The 18,197-nt window shown below is 63.2% G+C and carries 16 protein-coding genes; 8 read left to right on the top strand and 8 right to left on the bottom strand.

Annotation, left to right across the window (positions count from 1 at the left end; all coding sequences use genetic code 11):
• Positions 1–162 precede the first annotated feature (162 nt).
• Positions 163–1,254, top strand: coding sequence for a peptidoglycan hydrolase RipC (ripC, locus tag H7J93_RS28670; RefSeq protein WP_267309650.1), 1,092 nt, complete (start codon positions 163–165; stop codon positions 1,252–1,254).
• Here ripC and H7J93_RS28665 read toward each other — a convergent pair.
• Positions 1,251–2,483: a L,D-transpeptidase gene (locus tag H7J93_RS28665; protein WP_267309649.1), complete on the bottom strand. Its 1,233-nt coding sequence runs from the start codon at positions 2,481–2,483 to the stop codon at positions 1,251–1,253. The genes ripC and H7J93_RS28665 overlap by 4 nt on opposite strands.
• A gap of 348 nt (positions 2,484–2,831) precedes the next feature.
• On the opposite strand from H7J93_RS28665, the gene H7J93_RS28660 reads away from it, so the two are divergent.
• Together H7J93_RS28660 and H7J93_RS28655 are read left to right on the top strand one after the other, a co-directional pair.
• Positions 2,832–3,416: a TlpA family protein disulfide reductase gene (locus H7J93_RS28660; RefSeq protein ID WP_267309648.1), complete on the top strand. Its 585-nt coding sequence runs from the start codon at positions 2,832–2,834 to the stop codon at positions 3,414–3,416.
• Between the two features lie 85 nt (positions 3,417–3,501).
• Positions 3,502–4,434, top strand: a complete 933-nt coding sequence (locus tag H7J93_RS28655) for a cytochrome c oxidase assembly protein (RefSeq protein WP_267309670.1) — start codon at positions 3,502–3,504, stop codon at positions 4,432–4,434.
• A gap of 61 nt (positions 4,435–4,495) precedes the next feature.
• On the opposite strand, the gene H7J93_RS28650 is transcribed toward H7J93_RS28655, so the two are convergent.
• From H7J93_RS28650 to H7J93_RS28630, 5 genes are all read right to left on the bottom strand, one after another.
• Positions 4,496–5,200 carry a DUF305 domain-containing protein gene (locus H7J93_RS28650; RefSeq protein ID WP_267309647.1) on the bottom strand — a complete coding sequence of 235 codons (705 nt, stop codon included), beginning with the start codon at positions 5,198–5,200 and terminating at the stop codon, positions 4,496–4,498.
• Between the two features lie 394 nt (positions 5,201–5,594).
• The gene (locus tag H7J93_RS28645) at positions 5,595–6,539 is read right to left on the bottom strand and encodes a M56 family metallopeptidase (protein WP_267309646.1); all 945 of its coding nucleotides are present in this window, start codon (positions 6,537–6,539) and stop codon (positions 5,595–5,597) included.
• Positions 6,536–6,922, bottom strand: a complete 387-nt coding sequence (locus H7J93_RS28640; protein ID WP_066811077.1) for a BlaI/MecI/CopY family transcriptional regulator — start codon at positions 6,920–6,922, stop codon at positions 6,536–6,538. The genes H7J93_RS28645 and H7J93_RS28640 overlap by 4 nt, the downstream gene beginning before the upstream one ends.
• A gap of 100 nt (positions 6,923–7,022) precedes the next feature.
• Positions 7,023–7,616: a M23 family metallopeptidase gene (locus H7J93_RS28635; protein ID WP_267309645.1), complete on the bottom strand. Its 594-nt coding sequence runs from the start codon at positions 7,614–7,616 to the stop codon at positions 7,023–7,025.
• 17 nt (positions 7,617–7,633) lie between these two features.
• Positions 7,634–7,819, bottom strand: a complete 186-nt coding sequence (locus tag H7J93_RS28630) for a hypothetical protein (RefSeq protein WP_267309644.1) — start codon at positions 7,817–7,819, stop codon at positions 7,634–7,636.
• Between the two features lie 657 nt (positions 7,820–8,476).
• On the opposite strand from H7J93_RS28630, the gene ctaD reads away from it, so the two are divergent.
• From ctaD to H7J93_RS28615, 3 genes are all read left to right on the top strand, one after another.
• The gene (gene ctaD, locus H7J93_RS28625) at positions 8,477–10,222 is read left to right on the top strand and encodes an aa3-type cytochrome oxidase subunit I (RefSeq protein ID WP_267309643.1); all 1,746 of its coding nucleotides are present in this window, start codon (positions 8,477–8,479) and stop codon (positions 10,220–10,222) included.
• A 92-nt stretch (positions 10,223–10,314) separates the two neighbouring features.
• Positions 10,315–12,900, top strand: coding sequence for a heavy metal translocating P-type ATPase (locus H7J93_RS28620; RefSeq protein WP_372508063.1), 2,586 nt, complete (start codon positions 10,315–10,317; stop codon positions 12,898–12,900).
• A gap of 2 nt (positions 12,901–12,902) precedes the next feature.
• Positions 12,903–13,577, top strand: coding sequence for an adenylate/guanylate cyclase domain-containing protein (locus tag H7J93_RS28615; protein ID WP_267309641.1), 675 nt, complete (start codon positions 12,903–12,905; stop codon positions 13,575–13,577).
• A gap of 59 nt (positions 13,578–13,636) precedes the next feature.
• Here H7J93_RS28615 and H7J93_RS28610 read toward each other — a convergent pair whose 3' ends face one another.
• Positions 13,637–14,575 carry a L,D-transpeptidase gene (locus tag H7J93_RS28610; protein ID WP_267309640.1) on the bottom strand — a complete coding sequence of 313 codons (939 nt, stop codon included), beginning with the start codon at positions 14,573–14,575 and terminating at the stop codon, positions 13,637–13,639.
• A gap of 170 nt (positions 14,576–14,745) precedes the next feature.
• Between H7J93_RS28610 and H7J93_RS28605 the strand changes: the two genes are divergently transcribed.
• Together H7J93_RS28605 and H7J93_RS28600 are read left to right on the top strand one after the other, a co-directional pair.
• Entirely contained in the window at positions 14,746–15,516 is a 771-nt protein-coding gene (locus H7J93_RS28605; RefSeq protein ID WP_267309639.1) for a cytochrome c biogenesis CcdA family protein, read from the top strand.
• A 40-nt stretch (positions 15,517–15,556) separates the two neighbouring features.
• A complete protein-coding gene (locus H7J93_RS28600; RefSeq protein ID WP_267309638.1) occupies positions 15,557–17,485 on the top strand; it encodes a bifunctional copper resistance protein CopD/cytochrome c oxidase assembly protein in 1,929 nt (642 codons plus the stop codon).
• Positions 17,486–17,525: 40 nt separating this feature from the next.
• On the opposite strand, the gene H7J93_RS28595 is transcribed toward H7J93_RS28600, so the two are convergent.
• The gene (locus H7J93_RS28595) at positions 17,526–18,191 is read right to left on the bottom strand and encodes a DsbA family protein (RefSeq protein WP_267309637.1); all 666 of its coding nucleotides are present in this window, start codon (positions 18,189–18,191) and stop codon (positions 17,526–17,528) included.
• Positions 18,192–18,197: the final 6 nt, after the last annotated feature.

Below are 18,197 nucleotides of genomic sequence, written 5' to 3'. Positions count from 1 at the left end.
CTTCCACCCGAATCGCCGAGTTGTGGACGCGCAAGCAGTGGTGTGGACGACGTCTGCCGCGCTTCTATGCAGTTGAAATCCGACGCATTCGCTCGTAACCTTTTCGTGATCTACGTAGTTAGACCATAGATGCCCTGCGGTGTGAGGATCTGTGTTTTGAAGATGGACTGCCCTGCCGCGATATGCCGATCGGCGGGTGCTCTCGTCGTGGCGATCGTGCTTGCATTGACGCTCGGCAACTCGACGGGCACCGGCCGGGCCGACCCAGCCGCCGATGCGTTGGCCCGCATGACGGAGCTGTCTCGGGAGGCCGAGCGAACCTCGGAAGCCATCTACTCGGCCGAGCTCGACCTCGAGGCGAAACTGGCAGCACAGCGCCAAGCCGAGGATCGCCAACGCGCCGAGTCTGAGGCCTTGACCGCGGCGCGAGCAGATCTGCGCGAGTATCAGAAAATCGTGGACCAGGTGGCGGCCGCGTCCTACATGGGAGGTGCGACCAGCGGCATCAGCGCCGTGCTGGCCGCAGAGTCTCCGCAAAGCTTGCTCGACGAACTCTCCTTCGACCGCCTGATGGCCACCCAGATGTCGGACCGCATCGCGGCCTATCGCGCCGCATCAACCCGTGCCGAGAGTGCCGCCCGCGCGGCCGAATCTTCGACGCTCGATGCCAGGACGGCAGCAGAACAGGCGTCAGCGGTCCGTGCAGGCCTTCAGGCCGAGCAGAGTCGGCTGCGCACCCAGATCGCAGACGTGGAGGCTCAATACCGAGCATTGACTCCGGATCAGCGTGCCGCGCTGGCGGACCCTGGACCGGTGCCGCCTCAGCCGCCTCCGCCAGCGGGGGACCCCGCCATCGTGGCGATGCCTGAGATGGGACTGCCGCCGGTCGCGCCGGGGCCCACCGGCTCGCCGGAGGGTGCGGCGGTCGTGCAGGCCGCGTTGAGCCGCGTCGGATCTCCGTACTCTTGGGGCGCGACCGGACCGAACGCATTTGACTGCTCAGGACTCATCAAGTGGGCATTCCTCCAGAACGGCAAATCGCTGCCGCGGTCGAGTCAAGCCCTGGCCGCCGGTGGGCAGCCCGTCGCCACGTCCGACGTCCAGCCCGGTGACATCGTCACCTTCTATTCAGACGCCTCGCATGCGGGAATCTACATCGGAGACGGGAACATGGTGCACGCCTCGACGTACGGCACCCCCGTCAAGGTGGCGCCGATCTCGTCGGCTCCGATTTACAACGTTCGACGATATTAGCCCGTTACTGTGGCGTTTCCCGCTTTCCATTGGTCCCACGGGATGTTCCAGTCGCCGAGTCCGTCAGTACCAGAAAGGGTGGGCCCCACCGTGTTGACGACCTCGACGATGTCGCCGCGTTTGGTGTTGTCGTAGAACCATTTACCGTCCTCCGTACTGGCGTTGAGGCAACCGTGGCTGACGTTGGCGCGCCCCTGGCTGCCGACCGACCATGGGGCAGCGTGGACGTAGATCCCGCTGTAGGACATCTGGGTGGCCCAGTTGACCTCGGTTCGGTACCCGTCAGGTGAGTTCACCGGCACGCCGTAGGTCGAAGAGTCCATCACCAGGAATGAGTATCGATCGCCGATGACATACGTGCCGTTGTCGGTGGGCGTCTTGTCCTTGCCCATGGAAATCGGCATAGTTTTGACGACGTTGCCGTTGACCCGCACGGTCATCGTCTTGGTGGTGTCGTCAGCGGTTGCGATCACCTCGTCGCCGATGGTGAAGCGAGTGGAGGCATCGTCCTGGCCAAACAACCCTTGACCCAGATCAACCCCATAGGCCTTAACTTGGACGTCGACCGACGTTCCCGGCTTCCAATATTGCGCCGGCCGCCAACGAACCTCGCGATCGTTCAACCAGTAGAACGCACCCTCGACCGGAGGGTTCGTGGTGACGGTAATCGCCTGCTGGGCGGCGAGACGGTCAGGAATGTTCTCGTCGAAGCGCACGGCGATGGGCTGCCCGACGCCCACGACTTCGCCGTCGTTGGGTAGCACATACGGCATCGTGAGGTTCTGGGGCGAGTGGGTCTCGAAGGTTGCACTGGTCTGTGCTACTCCACCGAGCCCACGCGCTTCCGCGTTGAGCGTGTATTGCCGGTTGTAGCCCAGCGGTTCCGCAGAACTCCACGTGACACCGTCAGGACTCATCTCGCCGGCGACGACGCGCCCCTGCTCGTTGACCAATGTCACTGCCCCCAACACCCCGGCGTCGGCGGTAACGGTCACGGGTGACTCAACCGGAACCCCGATCGCGCCATCAGTCACAGACGCCTGGACTTTCGGCACGAGCAAATCGCCAAAGGGTGTTCCCTTGTCAACAATGGCCTGGGGCTGCTGCGGCGGCGGCGAACCGCCGCAGGCGCCAACCCCCAGGACAACGCCGGCAATTGCCAGTAGCACCAACGTCGTCCACCCGAAGCCCCTGCGCCGATGGATGGCCGCGGAGCCGATCCGCCTCATTTGTGTTTATCCCGTCATTCGCCATGAACTGGTGTCGTTACCATCGTACGTAGTCTGTACGTAGAACGTGTTCTGTGAGCGGACCTCGAAGCGTTGGGCCTGACGTCGAGTGCCTTGAGGTAGTTCTGGCGATGACGCACGTCACGCGTGGCAATCTCCCGGGTCGGATCGCGCGACCCGATTCGCGGCAGGGTTGGGAAGAAGATGAAACGTGAGATAGGTCATCCGCAGGTTTCTGCATTACCTCCGCCGAGGATCGACACGGACGATGAACGTGTGCGGGGCCGAGGACGAACCGCATCCGTTTCTTCGGCGATACGACGACACATTATTGCGGGCGTTAGCGCGATGCTGCTTGGTGCCGCAGTGTCCGGGTGTTCGAGTGGCGACGACGCGGTCGCGCAGGGTGGCACGTTCGAATTCGTTTCGCCAGGAGGGCAAGTCGACATCTACTATGACCCGCCGCAGGACCGCGGTAGCCCCGGACCGATACGCGGACCTGACCTGATGGACCCGAACCGCACGGTGTCCGTCGATGACTTCGCCGGCCAGGTGGTGGTCATCAACGTGTGGGGGCAGTGGTGTGGTCCATGCCGCACCGAGATGCCGGAATTGCAGCGGGTGTACGACGCGACCCGCAACGCGGGAGTCGCTTTTGTTGGCATCGATGTCCGCGACAACAACCGCCAGGCCGCGGTCGATTTCATCGTTGACCGTAAGGTCACCTTTCCGTCGATCTATGACCCGCCGATGCGCACGATGATCGCCCTGGGGGCCAGGTATCCCACCACGGTGATTCCCTCCACGATCGTGTTGGACCGAGCCCATCGCGTCGCCGCGGTGTTTCTGCGGGCGCTGCTTGCCGAGGATCTCGAACCGGTGGTTCGACGCCTCGCAGTCGAGCCCGCCACCGACACCGGGCCACCACAGTGAACGGCGACTGCGCGCCACTTCGTTGGCGCGACGAACGGTGATTGGTCAAGTGGCGATTCCTGCGTCGCCACCGTCGGTATCGGCGATGCTTGGCTGGCTGCCGCCGCCGGTTCCGCTTCTTCCCATGGTGGCGGTCGGCTTGGCGGTGTGGTATCTGGTGGCCGTTCGAATCGTCAGGTCGCACGGCCGGCAATGGACGTGGATGCGAACTGCGAGTTTCCTGGCTGGGTGCACCGCCTTGGCGGCGGTGACGGGTCTGGCCATCGACAGCTATGGCTATCGGTTGTTCAGTGCCTTCATGTTTCAGCACCTGACGCTATCGATACTCGTCCCGCCGCTGCTGGTGTTGGGCGCACCTGGCCGGCTGTTGCTCAGGTCGACACCACACCGTGGCGTTGGACGCTACGTCTTGATCGCTGCGTTGGGGGCATTACGTTGCCGCGCGAGCCGAATCGTCTTGCACCCCGGCTTCACCATTCCGGTGTTTCTTCTGAGCTACTACGGCCTTTATCTGTCCGACCTGTTCGACGCGGCGGCGGCCAGCGTCGCCGGCCACGTCGCACTGCAAGTGTTCTTCCTCGCCAGCGGGCTGCTGTTCATCCTGCCGATCTTGTCGACTGGTCCGCTGCCGGTCCGGCAGAGCAATCTAGGTCGTTTCTTCGATATCTTCGTCGAGATGCCGCTGCACGTCTTCATCGGTGTAATTCTGATGATGGCACCACGCGCGCTGACCGACACATTCGCGCAGCCGCCGGCGAATTGGAACGTCGACCCGGTCGCCGATCAGGCGGTCGCCGGCGCCTTGGCATGGTCTTACGGTGAACCTGTTGCCCTATTGACCACCTTGATCTTCGCCATCCGCTGGCGTCGTGACGAGGAGTCGGAGTCGGCGAAGAGGGAAGCCGACGTCGAACGCGGCGACGCCGAACTGGCCGCATACAACGCATTTCTGCGCGGACTGCATCAACGGCCGCCGCGACCCACCGGGGCGGAAGGCGTTGCGAACGAGCACAACTGACGGGGGATGTCGACAACGCCTGGGAGTACATCCGGTCGTGGTGCACCTCGCTGCGCAGCGTTCAGCGTTGCAGCGCCTCCATGACGGAGGTCTCGGCCTCCTGACTTTCGACGAGCAATCGGGCAATGGCCATCGCTGCGGGGTGCGACCCTGATTGAAGTTGGTCACGCGCGGCAGACATCGTGAACTGGTGCTGCCTGATCATCAATTCGAGATACACCTCCGCCGCATGTGCTCCGGCCGCGTCGCGAAGGCGGCGGAAATCGACTTCGGTGGCGAGGGGGTGTTCGCCTGGCTGAACCGGAAGGTTTTGTGCGCCCGCCGGAGGAGCTGAGCTGGCGCTCATCGGGGCAAATCCCCAGGCCAGGAGAAGCGCCTGCAGCTCATCGGTGCGCCGGGAACTGTCGGCCGTGATTCGGCCTGCGATGGCGACGATTTCGGGTGCAAGACCGTCCTTGACCATAGCCAGGTTGCTCAACGCAATAGCTTGTGCGCTGTGGTCGATGATGTCGCGTGCGAATAAGACATCGAACCGGGTGTGTGCTTCTTCGGCGGTGACAACCGAGGTACTTGAAGAACGTTGCGCCGAAACACCCTCTGTCTCAACACATCCCGCTACAATAATTGTGATCAGGATTCCGAATGCGACGGATAGCCGGCGGAATTTGCCACCTATACGAGGTGTCAGTTCGAGCGTACGCAGTGCATCAGGTGCTTCACGCAGACATGACGAGAGCGTCCGGGGGCCGCGTTCTCCGAAGGCCATCACCACACCTCGTATCGGGTGACCAATGAAGCGATGGTCACATACGTAGTGACATAGTAGATTGGTGCCGTGAAGAGCGCACTGGCAGTGTCCTGCGGTGGGCCGCGATGGAGCTGGAACCGACAGCGCCGAGCGCTACAGAGGGAACGGCTGACTCGCCGATGGATTGTGGCTGCCCTGCTGCTGGCCTTCGGGTTAGCGGTGGTGGCCTTGCTCATGGCCGAACCGACGTCCGCTGACCGCGCCATTGCGGCTGCGCTTTCGTACGTTTAGACGCGCAGACTGAAGCGTCCTCCGTGATGTTCACATCCTCGACCCCAAGGCTGCTGGGCAGCAGAGCATTCGAGGTGCGCTGCGCAGAATTGCGATGGACCGAGTCGAGTGCGCTAGCGGGTCACGCGAAGCAGATCAATACACCCGATAGTGATAACGCGACGATAGCCACCGGGGTAGCGGCCATCGCCGCGACCGCACCACTGAGCGTGAGGTGGGTTTGTACTCGTGCGAATCCATTGGGTGGATCCGATAACCGCTCGGCACGCGCGAGCACGGCAACACCGGCGGCAGCCAAACCGTGGGCCGGCGTGTGGGCGCCTGAAAGGGTCAACAGACCCGCCAGCAGCGGCTGACGACCGTGTCGCCGCGCGGCGGCGTCATCGGCACACATCTCCAGCAGAGAACTGATGTGCGTGGCTGCGCTTGTGAAGAGCCCGATCTTGGGCAGCGCGGTGGTCAGTCCGCGCATCGCGGCGACGACGTAGGCATGGCGCCCGTGGAGGTGAGCACGCTCATGGGCGATGACGGCCGCCAGTTGCGCTTCATCGAGTGCGGCGAGAGCAGCCGTGGTTACGACGATCGCCGGTGGACGGCCCGCCACGCAGTACGCCGCACGCTCGGATGCCTCGATGTACACGACGTCGCTGCCGTCTGAACTACCGACCAGGCGCACGGCGTCTGCGTGCGCGAAGGTGTGCCTGCGCATGCGACTCAAAGCGCGGCCGACTCGAACGCAAACTGCCAGCAGGCTCCCGGCAGCGATGGCCACTGCGGCTGTTGCCACTATTCGGGCCGGCCACCCCGCGTGCCCGACGAGAATTGCATGGAGACGCTCCAGACAGGATACGAGTAACGCGTCAGGGCTGTCCCAGTGCCCGGCGCCCTCGATGAGTAGCAGAGCGATAGCAGCAATCGAGCAGCCGAGCACGGTAACGACGGCCGTGAGCCAAGCTGATATCGCCAGGCGTGGAGCCCCGCCATCGGCTGTGATCCGGGCCAAAAGCTTCGGCCCGATCGATAGGACTGCCACGACGTACAGCAGCAATGCCGCCGTGACGGTCATCGCCGACCAGACTTACGGGCAACGCGCCGCAGCGCAGCGCGCAAGTCCGCCGATTCCTCCGCGTCGATTTGCGCCACGAAATGACTGAGGACCGCCTCGGATCGGCCGCCGCCGCTTAGGGCCTCAAGCATCAGACGGGCGCTGTGCTCTTCTCGAGTCAGCGTCGGTCGGTATCGGTAGGCCTTACCGTCGCGTTTCCGCGACAGCCAGCCCTTGCCATGCAGATTGTCCATCGTCGACATCACGGTGGTGTATGCGATGTGACGTTCGATGCTCAACTCGTCGAATATCTCCCTAACCGTGGTATCGGTCTCGGGATCGCGATTCCAGAGGCGATCCATGATCGCCGCCTCGAGCTCTCCGAAGCCACGCACCCGCGCCATGAACGAACCTCCTGAATTAGTCAGTAGGTAGCTTACGGTGTCGGCAGCATCTGACGCTGAATTGTGGTCTGGTAGACCTAGTCAGTTGCGGATCCACCTGCTACTGGCGGGGCACCCCGCGCTCCTGCAACCACGCCATCGGGTCAATCTTGTCCGATCCGTTGCGGTGGACCTCAAAATGCAGATGTGGACCTGTCGAATTGCCACGGTTGCCCATGGTGGCAATTTGATCGCCAGCCAAGACACGGTCGCCTTCTTGAACCGTCGCAGTGTCGATATGACCGTAGAGCGTGACCGTGCCATCCGAGGCGCGGATCTTGACCCACATGCCGTAACCGGGTGTCGGCCCGGAAGCGACCACCTCGCCATCGGAGGCGGCATAGATCGGCGTGCCGACGGCGTTGGCGATGTCGAGTCCCGCGTGCAGGGAGCCCCACCGTGTTCCGAATCCCGAAGTCAAAATGCCACGGGCCGGAAAGACGAACTGCGGGCGTCGCATTCGCGCCTCTCGCTGGGCACGCTCTTGGGCGAATGCCGCTCCGCGAACCAGTTCTTCTTGGTGGACTGCGGAGTCGAAACTGTTGGCTACTTGGACGATCTGCACTCCCGCCGCGTCCGGTACGGAATCGCCTTGCGCTGTTGTGGCGTCCGCGATCAAAGTCGGGTTGGCCGGAACTTCCGACGCTTCCACCATCGCATTCGCCCCAGCGGCTATGGCCCCAGCAGCAACACCCGCAACGACGAGCCGGCCGTGCACTGACCCGGCGCCCGCGGGCGTTCTCCGATGTGTCGCGGGTATCCGACGGTGCGCACCGGCCGACGTTGCACGTTGGCCAGCTTCTTGAACGTACACGCGTGAAGGGCCAGTGGAGGCGGGGCGAGGAGATCGCGATGCACGCGTAGGCGCAAGTAGAAGTAGTGGCCACTCGTCGGTCAGGTCGTTCAGATCGTCGAGCTCGGGTGCGGTCAGTACCTCGACGTCGGTGGCGAAAGGACTGCGATTGACCGTTGAATCGGCCGCCGGGCTGAACTCATTGACAGGGATGATCTCAGTGACGTCGGCGTCCCACAGGTGCTCGCGTGGCGCGTTCGACCGCGCGGTCAGGCGGTGAGACACCAATTCGAGACGTTCCTTACCGTTACCGGTTTGTTATCAGGTTGGCGAGACGCTAACCGAACACCCGCGATTCGGCAAGTTCATGGTCGCCGCTTATCGCGCGCGATCGCCTTCCGGCCAAGTTCATGCCCCATGTCAAGACGTGGTCACCAGGCAATCCCTCGAGGTAGTTGCGACTATTAGATGTGTACGTACGTAGTTGAAGACTATTCGGCAAACGAAGCAAGCTGCCGACGCCTCCGTCAAGCGGGAGGGCCGGAGCGGGTGCGAGTACTCGGCACCCGCCCCAGCGGGACACCCGTCGTGCCGGGTGATGCGGCTTGCCGGTAGGGGCGTGTTCAACTACCTCGATTAGTACTAGGCTACTCAGTAGAACAACCTACTGAGTAGATCAGTAGATCGCACATCACGTCACCGAACGTAGCGGGAGGATTTCGTTGGTCGCCGAAGCGCCGCCTGTCGGAGAACTCGAGGCACGCCGTCCCTTCCCGGCCCGCGTGGGACCCAAAGGCACCTTGATCTACAAGCTGGTGACGACCACTGATCACAAGCTGATCGGCATGATGTACGTCGTCACGTGCTTCGTGTTCTTTTTCGCTGGCGGGTTGATGGCGTTGTTCATCCGGACCGAGCTGGCGATACCGGGGCTGCAGTTCCTCAGCAACGAGCAGTACAACCAGCTGTTCACCATGCATGGCACGGTGATGTTGCTGTTTTACGCAACGCCGATCGTGTTCGGGTTCGCCAACCTGGTTTTGCCGCTGCAGATCGGTGCTCCCGACGTCGCCTTCCCGCGGCTCAATGCATTCTCGTTCTGGTTGTTCTTGTTCGGTGCGCTGATCGCGATGGGCGGCTTCATCACGCCGGGCGGCGCCGCTGATTTCGGTTGGACCGCCTACACGCCCTTGTCGAATGCCATCAGTAGCCCGGGCGCCGGCGCGGATTTGTGGATCATGGGCCTTATCGTCGGCGGGTTGGGCACCATCCTGGGCGCGGTCAACATGATCACCACGGTGGTGTGTATGCGCGCGCCTGGTATGACGATGTTCCGGATGCCGATCTTTACCTGGAACATTCTGGTGACGTCGATCCTCGTGCTGGTCGCGTTTCCGATCTTGACGGCCGCCCTTTTCGCTTTGGCGGCCGACCGCCATCTGGGCGCTCACGTTTACGACCCGGCCAACGGCGGAGTGTTGTTGTGGCAGCACTTGTTTTGGTTTTTCGGCCACCCCGAGGTGTACATCATCGCGTTGCCGTTCTTCGGCATCGTGTCCGAGATCTTCCCTGTCTTCAGCCGTAAACCGATCTTTGGCTATACCACGCTGATCTACGCGACGCTCTCGATCGCCGCTCTGTCGGTCGCGGTGTGGGCGCACCACATGTACGCAACGGGTGCCGTTCTCCTACCGTTCTTTTCGTTCATGACGTTCCTCATCGCGGTGCCCACCGGTATCAAGTTTTTCAACTGGATAGGCACGATGTGGAAGGGGCAGTTGACTTTCGAAACACCGATGCTCTTCTCGGTCGGCTTCCTCGTCACCTTCCTGCTCGGTGGTCTGTCGGGTGTGCTGCTGGCCAGCCCCCCGCTGGACTTCCAAGTCACTGACAGCTACTTCGTGGTGGCGCACTTCCACTACGTGCTCTTCGGCACGATCGTGTTCGCGACCTACGCGGGCATCTACTTCTGGTTCCCGAAGATGACGGGCCGCCTGTTGGATGAGCGATTGGGCAAGCTGCACTTCTGGCTGACGTTCATCGGATTCCACACCACCTTCCTGGTGCAGCACTGGCTCGGGAACGAAGGCATGCCGCGCCGCTACGCCGACTACCTACCCACCGACGGCTTCACCACCCTGAATGTCATCTCCACGATCGGTGCGTTCATCCTGGGAGTCTCGACGCTTCCGTTCGTATGGAACGTGTTCAAGAGCTGGCGCTACGGCGAGCCGGTCACTGTCGACGACCCGTGGGGCTACGGCAACTCACTGGAATGGGCCACGAGTTGTCCGCCGCCGCGGCACAACTTCACCGAGCTGCCGCGTATCCGTTCGGAACGACCGGCTTTCGAGCTGCACTATCCGCATATGGTCGACCGGATGCGCGCCGAGGCGCACGTCGGGCGCGCCCATGGGCCAGACGACGGGGACGTGACGCGGCTTGACGATGAACATGTCCGTACCTGATTGAGCGCGGTCGGGCCGGGGCAGGGCGTCGGGCGACGCACTGAACCCGCGCCGAACGATTAAACGTAGGTATTGACTCAGTACATGCATACATGCGTATAGTCGCATGTATGACACGTCGCGACGAGTGCGATATGAACCGCGATGCTGATCGTCTCTATGCGAACGAGACATTGGCGCTTGACCTGGCGGACCTCTTGCCGGGCAGTGACGACCGCTGCGCGGACCGTTTGACGCGCGATTTGGCAGCGACTCCGCTGATTGACGAAGTTCACGTCGTCGACGGCGGGACGCTCACGCCGCGCCTGTGCGTGCACTACGACGCTGCCGCGGCGACGGCAGTCGATGTGCAACGACGCGCTTGGCAGGTCGCCGAAACCATCAATTCGCATTACGGCCATCTGCGCTGGTTGCTGACCGGAACCGCAGAGGATGACGAATCGACGAGGACGGCACTGGTCGACCGATTAACCAGGATGCCCGGCGTCGTCGCCGCAACCGCTGCAACGAACTCACTCGAAGTGGAGTTCGAACGATCTTCGGTCACGGCCCAGGAATTGGTAGACGTGATCGCCGCCGTCGCTGGACCAGACACGACACCTTCGACTGTCGCTGAGACGGACCATGCCGTGGACCACGGTGCAAGGGAAGGGGAGCACACCGGGCACCAGCATGAGCACGGCGGAATCTTTGGCGAGCGCACCGAGCTGATCTTCGCGGGCCTGGCGGGGACGCTTCTTCTGGTGGGTTGGTTGCTAGCGACCTTCGCCGACACACCGCGTTCCGCGGAGTTGGTGGTCTACTCCCTGGCCTTTTTCTTCGGTGCGTTCTTCACCGTGCAGGAAGCCTTCGCCAGCGTTCGTCAGGGTCGGTTCGAGATCGACTTCCTGATGCTGGTGTCGGCCGCCGGTGCGGCGGCGCTCGGTGAAGTCGCCGAAGGCGCGCTTCTGCTGTTCTTGTTCAGTGTCGGCCACGCGCTGGAGGGCTATGCGATGGGGCGAGCCCGCCGAGCGATCGAAGCGCTCGCCGAGATCGCTCCGAAGACGGCACTGATCCGCCGCGGCGGCACGGGCGACACTGTGGAAGTGCCGGTGGGCGACCTGCGCGTTGGGGATATCGTCGTCGTGCGACCCAACATGCGGCTTGCTGCCGACGGCTTCGTCGTGGCTGGCGCCACTAGCGTTGATCAGGCCCCCGTGACCGGGGAAAGCGTTCCCGTCGATAAGTATCCGGTTCCGGATGTGGCGGCAGCCGCGGCGTCGCCCGACCTCATTGACGCGGCATCGCGGGTGTTCGCCGGGACGATCAACGGTGCCGGCGCCATCGAGATCCAGGTGACTCGGCTCGCCGGTGACTCCACTCTGGCCCGAGTCGTCCGGTTGGTGGCCGAGGCGCAAACCAAGACGACATCCACCCAGCGGTTCACCGACCGGTTTCAGCGGATTTTCGTGCCGACGATCCTCATCGGAGTCGTCCTGCTGCTGTTCGCCGGTTTCGTGGTCGATGAACCGTTCACTGCCACCGTGTACCGCGCACTCGCCGTGCTGGTGGCTGCCAGTCCGTGTGCGCTGGCGATCGCCACGCCCAGTGCGGTTTTGTCGGCGGTGGCGCGAGCGGCCAGAGCCGGAATCCTGATGAAAGGCGGAGCCGCGCTCGAAGAGTTGGGCCGGGTGGATGTGCTGGCTTTCGACAAGACCGGCACCCTCACCGAGGGCAGGCCCAGGATCGCCGACGTCGTTGCCAGCACGGACAGTGATGAGGTGGAGCTTCTTACTGTCGCCGTCGCCGTTGAGGAGCAGAGCGATCATCCGCTGGCCCGTGCCATCGTCCGCGACGGCCGCGAGCGCCTCGCTGGGGCGACGGTACCCCGCGCGACGGACGTTCGAGCTCTCACAGGCCGCGGCATCGTGGCGTCCGTCGAAAGGGTCGACGTCCGCATCGGCAAGACCGAAATGTTCACCGGCGCCAACGAGCGACCGCCAGCCTATTTGGCCGGCGAGGTGAAGCGCCTCGAACGGGCCGGGCGCACCACGATGCTCGTCCGCGCAGGCGAGCGTTGGCTGGGTGCGATCGGACTGATGGACGTTCCTCGCGCAGAAGCGTCGGCGGTCATCGCCCGTCTCGCCGAGATCGGGGTTTCAAAGACCGTGATGCTGTCCGGAGACAACCAGCGGGTGGCCGACGCCGTCGCCGGCGAAGTCGGTGTTGCCTACGCCCGCGGCAACCTGATGCCCGAGGACAAGGTGGCTGAGATCGCTGCTCTGCGTGAGCGTTACGGACGCGTGGGCATGGTGGGAGACGGCGTCAACGACGCGCCCGCAATGGCGGCCGCAAGCGTAGGCATCGCGATGGGTGCGGCCGGTTCCGACGTTGCCTTGGAAACCGCTGACGTCGCGCTGATGGCCGACGATCTGCGAGCGTTGCCGTTCGCCGTGAGCCTGAGTCGGCGCTCCTCACGGATCATCAAGCAGAATCTATGGGCGAGTCTCGGCATCGTCGCGCTTCTCATTCCAGCGACGATCCTCGGATTGGGCATCGGTCCCGCCGTGCTCATTCACGAGGGCTCGACACTGATCGTGGTCGCCAATGCACTTCGGCTCTTAGGGATGCGGATGGAACCCGTGAGAGCCCCAGAACCGAGCGTTACGGCGGACGCGAGGCTCGGACAGGATTCGTGATGATGTTGAGTGCAGCAGCGAACTTCGAGCACGCCGATTTGGAAGCAGCCGTCGTCTTCGTCGACATGTCTGGCTTCACCGCGTTCACCGAAACCCACGGCGATCACAGCGCTGCACAGCTGGCAGAAACATTCGCCGCCTCAGCCACACGGGTTCTCGGTCCCGCCGACGAGGTCATCAAGACAATCGGCGATGCGGTGCTGGTGGTGTGTGAGAACCCGGCTACGGCAGTGACTTTCCTCCGAAGACTCACCGCCGAGATCAGGCGCGTCCAAGGCTTTCCGATGTTGCGGGCCGGCATCGCCGCTGGCCCCGTGGTGAAGCGACGCGGAGACGTCTTCGGTTCGACGGTCAACACCGCGGCGAGGCTCGCTAGCCTCGCGCAGGCCGGGCAGATCGTCGTCAATGACGGTGTCGCGTCGGCGCTTCCGGCAGCCGATATCGCGGCGATGACCGCGTTGGGATCACTGACGCTGCGCAACGTCGGATCGCCTATTGGTGCATTTGCTCTCGACATCGGTACCCATCACCGCGAGCATGTGGATCCTGTCTGTCGGATGCACGTCGCGACGGGCGTCCGAGAATTGACGATCACGCATGCGGGTACGTCGTACCGGTTCTGTTCGACCGCCTGCATGCAGCAATTTGCTCAGCGCATCGACGGTGACACCACCTAGCCTCCGGGCACCGAGGAGCGGCCACCGGCTCGGGAGACTCGGGACCCGTTGTGCCCGTATCAGATCTGCCAGTCCTGCGCACCGTCGTTCTCGTCGTACACGCCGACGGAGTTCTTGACCACGACCGGGTCGCCGCTACCAAACGTGTCGTAGAACCACTGGGCGTTGGCTGGACTGAGGTTGGGACAGCCGTGGCTGACGTTCCGTTTGCCTTGGTCCGCCACCGACCAGGGTGCGCCGTGAACGAAGATGCCCGCGTTGTTGATGCGCACCGCGTCCTTGACTTTGAGCTTGTAGCCCTCGGCGGAGTTGATGGGCACGCCGTAGGTCGAGGAGTCCATCACCATGTCGGCGAACTTCTCGAGCACGTAGTAGGTGCCGTTGGGTGTTTCATAGCCCGGCTTACCTAGAGACACGGGAATGGTCTTCTCGAGCACGCCGTTGCGCATCACCTCCATTTGGAGGGTTGCGTTATCGATGGTCGCCACCAACGCGTCACCGGTGCGAAAGCTCGACTTAGTTCCGCCCGCGTCGACGGTCACCGTGGTGTTGGCGGGCCAGAAGTCGATCGGGCGCCACCTGAGTTGAGTCGCGCTCATCCAGTAGAACTTGCCCGGAACCGGGGGGTTCGACGAGACGTGGACGGCTTGTTCGGCTAACGGTCGGTCGGCGATCGGCCGTTGGAAGTTGACGATGATGGGCTTGGCGACGCCAACGGTTGAGCCGTTCACCGGGTTGAACGTGGGTGGCGCGAATACTGGCGGGCCGAGGTACGGTGCCGGATTCTGGCCGGCGGGTGGGTCTGCAGTCGCCGGTGCCGACCCGAGGGACGGCACGAAAGGGTTCGACGACGTCGGTACTGGGATCCCCATAGGGTCGCCGGGCGTAGGCACGGGTACTGGTGGTTGGGCGGAGGCTGACGGCGCGGCCAGGAGCGTCATCGCCGCGAAGAACGATGTCAATATCGCGACGACTGGCGTTAGCGGCGGACACCGCATACAGGTCTTCTCCCATCCACTGGTCGCCGTCAATGCGTTAGAGGACGTCGACGGCCGCCGAGTTGCTACGTAGTTGCATAGTAGATGATGGTGCAGCGCATAGCGTGACTGCTGACCTACGTAGTAGATGTGGGAGTTCAGGACAGGTGGATGGAAGAGTCTGAAACGCCGTGACTAGTTTCACGGAGATCGCGACGTCTGGACATGTGCTGTTGGCCGTGCTTGTCTCGGTGCTGGCGGGGCTGGTGTCATTTGCATCGCCGTGCGTCGTTCCGCTCGTACCCGGGTATCTGTCCTATTTGGCGGCCATTGTTGGCGTCGACGACGAGGCACGTGCCCACCGGCAAGTCAGTGCGCACTTGCGGGTCGCTGGCGCCGCGGGTTTGTTCGTGGCTGGCTTCACGTCGGTGTTCCTGATGGGTTCTGTCGCGATCCTGGGCCTGACGTCGACGGTGATCAGTAACGGGTTGTGGTTGCAACGCCTTGGTGGGGTCATCACGATCTTGATGGGTCTGGTGTTTATGGGTGTCATCCCTGCACTGCAACGGGAAGCGCGTTTGGCGCCGAAGTCGTTGTCAACGCTCGGGGGTGCACCGCTGCTTGGGGCGGTCTTCGGGCTCGGCTGGACTCCTTGTTTGGGTCCGACGCTTACGGGGGTCATAGCAGTGGCCTCTGCCACCGAGGGGCCAACTGTGTTTCGTGGCGTTTTGCTTGTAGTCGCCTACTGTCTCGGGTTGGGCAGCCCGTTTGTGCTGTTGGCAATCGCATCCGGGCGCGCAGTTAAGGCGTTGGGCTGGCTTCGTCGAAACACGCGGCGAATTCAGATTTTTGGTGGCGTGCTCCTCGTCGTCGTCGGCATCGCCTTGCTGACCGGATTGTGGAATGAGGTGGTGACGTGGGTGCGCGATGTCTTCGTCAGCAACACCACACTTCCGATATGACGGTGCGTGAGCGGCCTTCTGCGCTGACGGAGCGCAAGACGTGACGGCGACTTCCGTTGCCGGTGGGCGTCGCCGGGTGGTGTGGCCGGTGTTGCTCGGTGTCGCATTGGTGGCGGGCGTGACCGCCGGCGCGATCGGCGCCCTCATGTTGGACGACGCGCTTGAGGTAACAGGACTCAGAGATCCTGGGCCGATCACTGCCTACGGGCTGCCCTTCCTGCGCGGCGCCGGTGAGATCGCTGCGATAGTGACGATCGGGCACTTCTTGTTCGCCGCCTTCCTCGTGCCGCCACAAACCGGTGGAGTGCTCGACGTTGATGGGTACCGCGCGGTGCGGGTCGGCGCTGTCGCTTGTGTGGTGTGGGCGATGTGCGCTGCGCTATTGGTGGCGCTGACCGTCTCCGATGTGTCGGGGGTGCCCTTAGCTGAGCTGACACCGCTGGATGTTTGGTCGGCGGCCGGCCTTGTCGAAACCACTGCGGCGTGGCGCACCACCTTCATCCTGGCCGCAGTCGTCGCCGTGGCGAGTCTGACGGTGTTGCGGTGGTCGTGGACACCTGGCCTATTGATCGGGGGGCTGGTGACTTTGGTGCCGGTCGCCGTGACGGGGCACTCTTCCACGGGCGGTTCACACGATATTGCGACCAACAGCCTGCTCATCCATCTGGTTGCCGGGTCGTTGTGGGCCGGTGGACTGCTCGCGCTGGTCGTACACGCGCTGCGCCGTGGCAGTTACACCGACCTCGCCGCTCGACGATTCTCGCGACTGGCGCTTGGATGCTTCGTTGCGATGGCTGTCAGTGGGCTCATCAATGCCGCGGTGCGGATCGACCTGACGAACCTCTGGACCAGTACCTATGGACTCTTGATTCTGGCGAAGGTGGCGGCGCTTGTTAGTCTCGGTGTTCTTGGCTGGCGCCAACGGCGTTCGGCAATCGTTGCGCTGCAGCATGATTCGACCGCACGTCGACCGCTCCTGCGGCTCGCGCTCGGCGAGGCTGCCCTGTTCGGCATCGCGGTCGGAGTCGCGGTCGGGCTTGGTCGCACTCCGCCGCCTCCGACGAGAAGCGAGCCCTCGCCAGCTGAGGTTGCGCTCGGATTCGACCTTTCCGAGTCGCCAACGATTGCTGCAGTGTTTACCGATTGGCGATTCGACCTCATCTTCGGTACAGCAGCGGTCGTCATGGCAAGCATCTACCTCGCTGCGGTGTACCGGCTGGCCCGCCGTGGGGACCCGTGGTCGAAGCGACGCACCATATGTTGGCTGATCGGTTGTATCACAATGCTATTCGCTACCTCGTCGGGACTGGGCATGTACATGGCGGCGATGTACAGCATGCACGCCATCGTTCAATTGCTGCTCACCATCGCGGTGCCGGCGCTGCTCGTCCAGGGCGCGCCTGTGACGCTGGCACTCAAGGCGCTGAAGGCAGCTGAGCCGAATTCTGCTCCCGGCCCACGCGAATGGGTTCAGAGCGTCGTGGCCGCACCGATGACGCGCCTACTCACCCAACCGTGGACGGCGCTGGCGATACTCATGGTGGGCGTCTACGGCCTATGCATTGCGGGCGTCTACGACGTCGCAATGAGCGACCATGCCGCGCACATGGCGACGATCGGCTTTTTCCTGTTCAGTGGCACGCTGTTCTTCGGTGCCGTCAGCGGCGCGGGGCCAATGCCAGGGCCGATGTCCAAGCAGCGTCGAGTCGCAATGACGTTGTTCGCGCTGTCCCAGTTCGTGGTCGCAGGCATTGTGGTGGTGCAGATGCAGGCTGTCCTTGGTGGCAACTTCTACCGTTCACTGAGGCTGAACTGGCAGACGAACCTTCTGAGCGACCAGAGAATGGGCGGTGTAATCGTCTCAGTCAGTAGTGCTGTGGCGATGTTGACGGTCATCGCAATCGTCGCCGCAAAGCGTACCGGTTGCCTGCGAACGGACAACCTACGTGCGCCGACCATTGACGCGTGAAGGTGGCCACGTACCGCAAGAGGGCATACCCGCCCATCCTTTACGGCTGCTCCTTCAAGGCTTTCTCAACCGCGGCCGACAAGTCGTCGTAGCTTCTGAATTCCACTTCGTTTCCGTTGAGGAAGAAGGTCGGGGTGCCCTGGACGCCGAGGGCCTGACCGTCGGCGACGTCCACGTTGACGCGCTCGAGCGTGGCGGGATCGTCGTATGCGGCGTCGAACGCGGCCATGTCGAGTCCCAGTTCGGTGGCGAAGCTGCGGAAGGTGGAGTCGGCCGGAGTCCGCTGTTCACCCCACTGGCTCTGGGTTTCATACATCTTCTTGTACATCGGCTCGAACTTGCCCTGCTGGGCGGCTGACTCGACCGCACGTGCTGCTCGCTCGGCGTTGAAGTGAGACGGAATGGGGAAGTAGCGGATGACGAAGTTGACGCGGTCCCCGTACTGGGATCGCGCCTGCTCGACCATCGGGAATGCTGCGCGGCACGCCTCGCATTCGAAGTCGAGAAACTCGACAAGGGTGACATCGCTGTCCGGGGCGTTGTTGAGGCGGCGGCTGTTGTCCCGGACCAATTGACCTACCTCGCCGCCTCCGGCCTGCGCTGCGGCGGGCGTGTCCTTATTCTGGACCGAGAGGTAGACGCCGGCCCCGATGATCACGGTGATGACTGCAAACGCGGTCAGCAGAATACGTGTGATGGGTGCCATCTGAGT

The organism is Mycobacterium barrassiae (assembly GCF_025822765.1).
Taxonomy (GTDB): domain Bacteria; phylum Actinomycetota; class Actinomycetes; order Mycobacteriales; family Mycobacteriaceae; genus Mycobacterium; species Mycobacterium barrassiae.
The sequence above is the reverse complement of the archived record's forward strand: the minus strand, read 5'-3'. Positions and strand labels throughout refer to the sequence as shown.